This is a genomic window from Streptomyces sp. NPDC126503 (genome assembly GCF_040302405.1).
Taxonomy (GTDB): domain Bacteria; phylum Actinomycetota; class Actinomycetes; order Streptomycetales; family Streptomycetaceae; genus Streptomyces; species Streptomyces gulbargensis.
Genome location: NZ_JBEORS010000020.1, coordinates 115,893 through 123,095, shown reverse-complemented (window position 1 = coordinate 123,095; position 7,203 = coordinate 115,893). Strand labels below are relative to the sequence as shown.

Genomic DNA, 7,203 nt, shown 5'->3' with positions numbered 1-7,203 from the left:
CATCGCCGCGTACCCGGAACTCGGCAACACCGACGTCGTCGACACCACCGCCCTGACCGTCTGGGACACCTGGGGCGTCAACCCCCACGTCCTCGGGCCCGCCGGCCGCCGTGTGCCGGGCGAGCCGGCCCGGGCTCCGCGGCGCCCACCCCGCGGCCGTCCCCGCCGCCCGCGCCGCTGCCCCGGTCCCGTCCCACCACGGTGGCCGTCCCGGCCATCACCGTCGAGGCTCCGGTGACCGACCTCGGACTCGACGCGGCGGGCCGCCTCGCCACCCCGCCGGTCGACAACCCGCGGGTCGTCGGCTGGTACGCCAGGGGCGCCTCGCCGGGGGAGCGCGGCACCGCCGTCGTGGTCGGCCACCGGGACACCCGGACCGGCCCCGCCGTCTTCCTCAACCTGAACGCGCTCAGCCCCGGCAACACGGTCCGGGTCGCCCGCGCCGACGGCCGGGTCGCCGTCTTCACGGTCGACCGGGTCCGTACGTACGCCAAGGACGACTTCCCCGACAAGGAGGTGTACGGAGCGACCGGCCGCCCCGAACTGCGGCTGCTCACCTGCGGGGGCACCTTCGACCGCAAGACCGGCTACGAGGCCAACATCGTGGTCTTCGCCCACCTCAGCGACATCTCCCGCACCATCTGACCCCCGGCGCCGGGCCGTTGCCCGCCCGGGGGCGCCCCGGTGGCCCCCTCGCCGTGCGTCCGCGCGCGGCAAGGCGGAAGAGGCCAGTTCCGGGGCCCCACCGCTGTCCGGATCGGCCGTGGACAGCCGCGGGCCGCTACGGGCACGATCGGCGGGGCACCGGGGCCGTCGCGCCCGCGGCCGCCCCGGCGATGAGACCCGGGGCACTCCCGGAACCCCTGGCGCCCAAAAACTAACAGCGCTAGTTTGGGCTGACGGCGCCGAACCGGTCGGCGGGGTGAGGGAGAGGGAAGCGGATGAAGGCCCACGACGCGCTGTACATCGACGGGGAGTGGCGCCCCGCGGCCACCACGGGAACGATCCCGGTGATCAACCCGGCCGACGAGCAGGTCATCGCCCACGTCCCGGCCGGCACCGCCGAGGACGTCGACGCCGCCGTCCGCGCCGCCCGCGCCGCGCTCCCCGGCTGGGCCGCCACGCCGCCCTCGGACCGCGCCGCCCGGATCGCCGCCCTGCGCGACGTGCTCGCCGCCCGCGCCGACGAGATCGCCGCCACCGTCACCGCCGAGCTCGGCGCGCCGCCGAAGCTGGCCGCCGCCGTCCACACCGGACTGCCGATCGCCGTGGCCGGCTCGTACGCCGAACTCGCCGCGACCCACCCCTTCGAGGAGAAGGTCGGCAACTCCACCGTCTACTCCGAGCCGGTGGGCGTCGTCGCCGCGATCACGCCCTGGAACTACCCGCTGCACCAGATCGTGGCCAAGGTCGCCCCGGCCCTCGCCGCCGGCTGCACCACCGTCCTCAAGCCCGCCGAGGACACCCCGCTCACCGCCCAGCTGTTCGCCGAGGCCGTGCACGAGGCGGGGCTGCCCGCCGGCGTCTTCAACCTGGTCACCGGCCTCGGCACGGTCGCCGGCCAGGCCCTCGCCGAGCACCCGGACGTCGACCTGATCTCCTTCACCGGCTCCACCGCCGTCGGCCGCCGCATCGGCGCCCTCGCCGGCGGGGCCGTGAAGCGGGTCGCCCTCGAACTCGGCGGCAAGTCCGCCAACGTGATCCTGCCGAGCGCCGACCTCGCCCGTGCGGTCGCCACCGGCATCGCCAACGTGATGTCCAACTCGGGTCAGACGTGCAGCGCCTGGACCCGGATGCTGGTCCCCGCCGAGCGGTACGAGGAGGCGGTGGCGCTCGCCGCCGAGGCCGCCGCGAAGTACGTCCCCGGCGAGCGTCTCGGCCCGCTCGTCAACGCCGCCCAGCGGGAGCGCGTGCGCGGCTACATCGAGAAGGGCGTCGCGGAGGGCGCCCGGCTCGTCACCGGCGGCCCCCGAGCCCCGCTGGCGACCGGCTACTACGTCTCCCCGACCGTCTTCGCCGACGTCACCCCCGAGATGACGATCGCCCAGGAGGAGATCTTCGGCCCGGTCGTGTCGATCCTCCGGTACGAGGACGTGGAGCACGCCCTCGCGCTGGCCAACGGCACCGTCTACGGGCTCGCCGGCGCCGTCTGGGGCGACGAGGAGGAGGCCGTCGCCTTCGCCCGCCGCATGGAGACCGGCCAGGTCGACATCAACGGCGGCCGCTTCAACCCGCTGGCCCCCTTCGGGGGGTACAAGCAGTCGGGCGTCGGCCGGGAGCTCGGCGCGCACGGCCTGGCCGAGTACCTCCAGACCAAGTCCCTCCAGTTCTGAACCGAGGAGCACCGCACGTGAGCACCAGTACGAGCACGCGTACCCGTACGGGCACGAGCACCGTCCGCGCCGCCGTCCTGCCCGCCGTCGGCGCCCCCCTGGAGATCATCGACGTCGAACTCCCCGAGCCCGGCCCCGGCCAGGTCCGGGTCCGGCTCGCCGCCGCCGGGGTCTGCCACTCCGACCTCTCGCTCTCCAACGGCACCATGCGCCTGCCGGTCCCCGCCGTCCTCGGCCACGAGGGCGCGGGCACCGTCGTCTCCGTCGGCGAGGGCGTCACGCACGTCGCCCCCGGTGACGGCGTCGTCCTCAACTGGGCGCCGTCCTGCGGCTCCTGCCACCCCTGCTCCCTCGGCGAGGTCTGGCTCTGCGCCGACGCGCTGACCGGGGCGGCCGCCGTCCACGCCCGTACCGCCGACGGCACCGAACTCCACCCCGGCCTCAACGTCGCCGCCTTCGCCGAGGAGACGGTCGTCGCCGCGAAATGCGTCCTGCCCGTCCCCGACGGGGTGCCGCTCACCGACGCCGCGCTGCTCGGCTGCGCCGTCCTCACCGGCTGGGGCGCCGTCCACCACTCGGCCAAGGTCCGCGAGGGCGAGACCGTCGCCGTCTTCGGCGTCGGCGGCGTGGGCCTCGCCACCCTCCAGGCGGCCAGGATCGCGGGGGCCTCCGCCATCGTCGCCGTGGACGTCTCCCCGGAGAAGGAGGAACTGGCCCGGGCGGCCGGCGCGACCGCGTACGTGGTCGCCTCCGACACCACCGCCCGCGAGATACGGAAGCTCACCGGCGGCCACGGCGTCGACGTGGCCGTGGAGTGCGTCGGCCGCGCCACCACCATCCGTACCGCCTGGGACTCCACCCGGCGCGGCGGACGGACCACCGTCGTCGGCATCGGCGGCAAGGACCAGCAGGTCACCTTCAACGCCCTGGAAATCTTCCACTGGGGCCGCACCCTGAGCGGCTGCGTCTACGGCAACTCCGATCCGGCCCGGGACCTCCCGGTCCTCGCGAACCACATCCGGGCCGGCCGGCTCGACCTGAGCGCCCTGGTCACCGAACACATCCCCCTGGAGGGCATCCCCGGCGCCTTCACCAACATGCTCGCGGGCCGGGGCGGCCGGGCCCTCGTGGTCTTCCCCGACCAGTCGGCCTGACCGGTCCGACCGGCCACCGGCCGGGCGGTCAGCGGGTGCGCGACTCCCGTCGGCCGCCCGGGCCGGAGGACGCCCCGGGGGTACGGGACGGGGCCGCCGTCCCCGTCCCGCGAGGCCGCGACCGGGAGACCGCCACCCCCGCCAGGCACAGCGCGCCGCCCAGGAGCGTCAGCGGCCCGGGCAGCTCGCCCAGGAACGCCCAGGCCATCAGGACCACCAGGGCCGGCACCGCGTACGTCGTCGCCCCCATCCGGCCGGCGGTCGTACGGGCCAGGGCGTAGGCCCAGGTCGTGAACGCCAGAGCGGTCGGGAAGACGCCGAGGTAGAGCATGTTCAGGGTCGCCGGCAGCGGGGCGCGGCCCGCCTCCTCGACCAGCCGGCCCGCGAAGGGCAGGCAGGCCACGGCGCCCACGAGGCAGCCGAAGGTGGTCACCTGGAGCGCGCTGCCGTGGGCGAGCGCCGGCTTCTGCGCCACCACCCCGCCCGCGTACGCCACCGCCGCCAGCAGGCACAGCGCCACACCCAGGACCGAGGCACGGCCCTCGCCGGACATCGACAGGCCCACGGCCACCGCGCCCGCGAAGGAGACCGCCATGCCCGCGAGCAGCCGGGGCGGCAGCGACTCCCGCAGGAAGCGGGCCCCGAGGAGGGCGATGAGGAGCGGTCCGATGTTGACGACCATCGCCGCCGTGCCCGCGTCGACCTCCTGCTCGCCCCAGTTCAGGACCACCATGTAGACGCCGAACCAGAGCAGGCCGGAGACCAGGATCCCGGGCCAGGCGGCCCTCGGCGGCACACCTTCCCGCCGTATCAGGAGGACGGCTCCCAGCACGAGGGCGCCGGCGAGCAGCCGGCCGAGGGCGAGGGCGCCGGGGGAGTAGGCCGTCCCCGCGCTGCGGATGGAGACGAAGGCGGAGGCCCACAGGACGACGGTGACACCGGCGGCCGCGAGCGCGAGACGGGAGGTTCGCTTCTGCATGCCCCGACCGTAGGGCGCGGACGGTGCGGCGCTCACCGCAATATCGCCGGATCCACGCCCAGGGCCTCCTGGAGCGCGCGCTCGCCCACGGGTGTCACCTTCACGGCCCGCTCGGTCCCGATCCGTACGCACCAGCCGGCGTCCAGCGCGTGCGAGCACAGCGCCGCGCCCGCGAGACCGGCCAGATGCGGCCTGCGTTCGGTCCGGTCGAGACAGCCGCGCGCCACCGGGCGCCGCCCGGAGGGCCGGACGGTGACGCCCAGGCCGGCGAACCAGGCGAGGCCCCGGTCCGTGAGCGCGAAGCCGGTGTCCTGGCGCAGCAGCCCGCGCGCGGTCATCGCGTCCGTGACGACGATCCCGAGCCGTCCCGCGAGGTGGTCGTAACAGGTCCGTCCGCGCGCCATGGCCCGCCCCGCGGTCGCCGCCCGCAGCGACCGGGCCGGCCGGGGCGCGGCCGGCTCCGACCGGGCGGCCAGCTCCTCCACCAGGTGCGCGACACCGGGACCGGTGAGGCGGACGTACCGGTGGCGGCCCTGCCGCTCCTCGGCGAGGACCCCGCCCGCGACGAGCTTCCCCAGGTGCTCGCTGGCGGTGGACGGCGCCACGCGGGCGTGCCGGGCGAGCTCTCCGGCGGTCCACGCGCGCCCGTCGAGGAGGGCGAGCAGGAACGCGGCCCGGGTCTCGTCCGCGAAGAGCGCCGCGAAGGCGGCGAGGTCACTGGCTCCCATGGCCCCAGGGTCCCGCATCCACGCTTCGGCGCCGGCCGAAGAGTGGGGCGCCGCCCTCCGGCGGCGCGGGCCCCGGCCTCCCGTGGCCGCCCTCCGGCGGGCGCGGGCCTCAGTCCCCCGTGGCCGTCCTCGTCCGTGCCCGGTCCAGCGTCGCGTACTGCGCCGCGAGCCCGTCGAGCAGGGCCCGCAGGCCCGTCTGGAAGGCGCCCTCGTCCACCTTCTGCCGGTGCTCCGCGAGGAGGTGCGCCTGGCCCAGGTGCGGGTAGTCGGCCGGGTCGTAGGCGGTCTCGTCGTCGACGAAGCCGCGGGCGAAGGAGCCGAGCGCGGAGCCCGTGACGAAGTACCGCATGAGCGCGCCGATGTACGTGGCCTGGGCGGGCGGCCACCCGGCCCGGACCATCGCGCCGAAGACCGCGTCCGCGACCCGCAGGCCCGCCGGGCGGCGGCCCGGTCCCTGGGCGAGGACCGGCACGATGTGCGGGTGGTCGGCGAGGGCGGCCCGGTAGGAGACCGCCCAGTCGTGCAGGGCCGTCCGCCAGTCGCGGCCGTCCGCCTCCTCGAACATCGACAGGTCGATCTTGGCGCTCACCGCGTCCGCGACCGCGTCCAGGATCTCGTCCTTGGTGCGGAAGTGGTTGTAGAGGGAGGGGCCGCTGACGCCCAGCTCGGCCGCCAGGCGGCGGGTGGAGAGCGCGGCGAGCCCTTCCGCGTCCACGAGCGCTCCCGCCGTCTCGACGATGCGGTCGCGGCTGAGCAGGGGCTTGCGCGGTCGGGCCATGGCGCACATAGTAGGCCTGGCACCGAAAACTAGCAGTGGTAATTAAAGCCGGGCGGAGCCCGGGGAGGGGTGGTGCGGCGTGCATCTGGAGCTGAGCGAGGAGCAGGAGGCCGTACGGCGGCTCGCCGCGGACTTCGTCGCCCGCGAGGTCGCCCCGCACGTGGTCGCCTGGGACCGGGCGGAGGAGGTCGACCGGGGCATCGTGAAGAAGCTCGGCGACCTCGGCTTCCTCGGGCTCACGATCCCGGAGGAGTACGGCGGTTCGGGCGGCGACCACCTCGCGTACTGCCTCGTCACCGAGGAACTCGGCCGCGGCGACTCCTCCGTGCGCGGCATCGTCTCGGTCTCGCTCGGTCTGGTCACCAAGACCCTCGCCGCCTGGGGCACCGAGGAGCAGAAGCGCGCCTGGCTGCCCCGCCTCACCGCCGGCGAGGCCCTCGGCTGCTTCGGCCTCACCGAGCCCGGCACCGGCTCCGACGCCGGGAACCTCGCCACGCGCGCGGTCCGCGACGGCGACGGCTACCGCCTCACCGGCACCAAGACCTTCATCACCAACGGCACCTGGGCTGACCTCGCCCTGATCTTCGCCCGCACCGGCGACGCCCCCGGCCACCGGGGCGTCTCCGCCTTCCTCGTCCCCACCGACACCCCGGGCCTCACCCGCCGCCCCATCCACGGCAAGCTCGGCCTGCGCGGCCAGGCCACCGCCGAACTGGTCCTGGAGGACGTCCGCGTCCCGGCCTCGGCCCTCCTCGGCCCCGAGGGCAAGGGCTTCACCGTCGCCATGTCCGCCCTCGCCAAGGGCCGCATGTCGGTCGCCGCCGGCTGCGTGGGCATCGCGCAGGCCGCGCTCGACGCCGCCGTGCGCTACGCGGGCGAGCGGGAGCAGTTCGGCAAGCCCATCGCCTCGTACCAGCTCGTCCAGGAACTCCTCAGCGACATCGCCGTCGACGTGGAAGCCGCCCGGCTGCTCACCTGGCGGGTCGCCGACCTGATCGACCGGGGCCGGGACTTCGCCACCGCCGCCTCCCAGGCGAAGCTGTACGCCTCCGAGGCCGCCGTCCGCTGCGCCAACAACGCCCTGCAGGTCTTCGGCGGCTACGGCTACATCGACGAGTACCCGGTGGGGAAGCTGCTCAGGGACGCCCGGGTGATGACCCTCTACGAGGGCACCAGCCAGATCCAGAAGCTGATCATCGGCCGCGCCCTCACCGGAATCTCCGCCTTCTGA

Annotated in this window: 7 protein-coding genes; 4 read left to right on the top strand and 3 right to left on the bottom strand. The window is 75.4% G+C overall.

Going from position 1 to position 7,203, the window contains the following annotated elements; all coding sequences use genetic code 11:
• The first annotated feature begins 60 nt into the window (after positions 1 to 60).
• From ABTY40_RS23970 to ABTY40_RS23960, 3 genes are all read left to right on the top strand, one after another.
• The gene (locus ABTY40_RS23970) at positions 61 to 645 is read left to right on the top strand and encodes a class F sortase (protein WP_502990657.1); all 585 of its coding nucleotides are present in this window, start codon (positions 61 to 63) and stop codon (positions 643 to 645) included.
• A gap of 296 nt (positions 646 to 941) precedes the next feature.
• Positions 942 to 2,333 carry an aldehyde dehydrogenase family protein gene (locus tag ABTY40_RS23965; protein ID WP_352061397.1) on the top strand — a complete coding sequence of 464 codons (1,392 nt, stop codon included), beginning with the start codon at positions 942 to 944 and terminating at the stop codon, positions 2,331 to 2,333.
• A 17-nt stretch (positions 2,334 to 2,350) separates the two neighbouring features.
• A complete protein-coding gene (locus ABTY40_RS23960) occupies positions 2,351 to 3,487 on the top strand; it encodes a Zn-dependent alcohol dehydrogenase (protein WP_352061396.1) in 1,137 nt (378 codons plus the stop codon).
• 28 nt (positions 3,488 to 3,515) lie between these two features.
• Here ABTY40_RS23960 and ABTY40_RS23955 read toward each other — a convergent pair whose 3' ends face one another.
• The 3 genes from ABTY40_RS23955 to ABTY40_RS23945 all read right to left on the bottom strand — a co-directional run bounded on the left by ABTY40_RS23955 (position 3,516) and on the right by ABTY40_RS23945 (position 5,972).
• A complete protein-coding gene (locus ABTY40_RS23955; protein WP_352061395.1) occupies positions 3,516 to 4,466 on the bottom strand; it encodes a DMT family transporter in 951 nt (316 codons plus the stop codon).
• 32 nt (positions 4,467 to 4,498) lie between these two features.
• Positions 4,499 to 5,194: an ArsR/SmtB family transcription factor gene (locus ABTY40_RS23950; RefSeq protein ID WP_352061394.1), complete on the bottom strand. Its 696-nt coding sequence runs from the start codon at positions 5,192 to 5,194 to the stop codon at positions 4,499 to 4,501.
• 109 nt (positions 5,195 to 5,303) lie between these two features.
• Entirely contained in the window at positions 5,304 to 5,972 is a 669-nt protein-coding gene (locus ABTY40_RS23945; RefSeq protein ID WP_352061393.1) for a TetR/AcrR family transcriptional regulator, read from the bottom strand.
• A 79-nt stretch (positions 5,973 to 6,051) separates the two neighbouring features.
• Between ABTY40_RS23945 and ABTY40_RS23940 the strand changes: the two genes are divergently transcribed.
• Positions 6,052 to 7,203 carry an acyl-CoA dehydrogenase family protein gene (locus ABTY40_RS23940; RefSeq protein ID WP_352061392.1) on the top strand — a complete coding sequence of 384 codons (1,152 nt, stop codon included), beginning with the start codon at positions 6,052 to 6,054 and terminating at the stop codon, positions 7,201 to 7,203.